This is a genomic window from Oceanobacillus alkalisoli, assembly GCF_021556485.1.
Taxonomy (GTDB): domain Bacteria; phylum Bacillota; class Bacilli; order Bacillales; family Amphibacillaceae; genus Oceanobacillus; species Oceanobacillus alkalisoli.
Genome location: NZ_JAKGBW010000048.1, coordinates 1 through 534 on the forward strand (window position 1 = coordinate 1; position 534 = coordinate 534).

The 534-nt window shown below is 53.6% G+C and carries 1 protein-coding gene; it reads right to left on the reverse strand.

From position 1 onward, the window contains the following. A partial coding sequence (locus tag LZD48_RS18440) for a Kunitz family serine protease inhibitor (RefSeq protein ID WP_235764133.1) occupies nucleotides 1-363 on the reverse strand: 363 nt, incomplete at its 3' end. Nucleotides 364-534 lie beyond the last annotated feature (171 nt).

Sequence of the window (534 nt, forward strand, 5' to 3'; positions counted from 1 at the left end):
CTTGCAAGGGTGGTTCCATTGTGCAATGAAATTGAAGGCGTAGCGGCCACCCTCCCTCATGGTGTTATCTTCAGACATATCAGTGCCTGAAGTGAAGTGTACCAACTCGGCTTGGCGGCGGCTGGTTGACCCGACGTACTTCTCACACTGGCTCTGTTTGTTTTGGACTAGACCAAGCATGCCGTTCTGGCTGTTGGATGCGGTGTATTTGATCATATAGTTGTGGCCTATGCGGACATGCTTGCCGTTGGTGTCTAGCACGGCTTCTCCCTGCTTATCGCAGAGAGCAGCTGCGGAGCTTAAGAAGGTTCCTGAGAGGAGGACGGCGAAGACAAGGAGATAGTTGTAGCTGAATGTTGCCATGGTGAACTGGTGAGTTTATTGCTCTTGCTTGTATGGCTCTGGACTGGACGGTCACCCAGCTCGTCTCGGCGGCGGTTAAGCAGTATGTCAAGGAAGCGAGAAGGCCGCTGCTACAGGGCCAGGGTGTGGGTGGAGTGGTGGATCCTAAGGACTATGCGCTTCATTACTCCC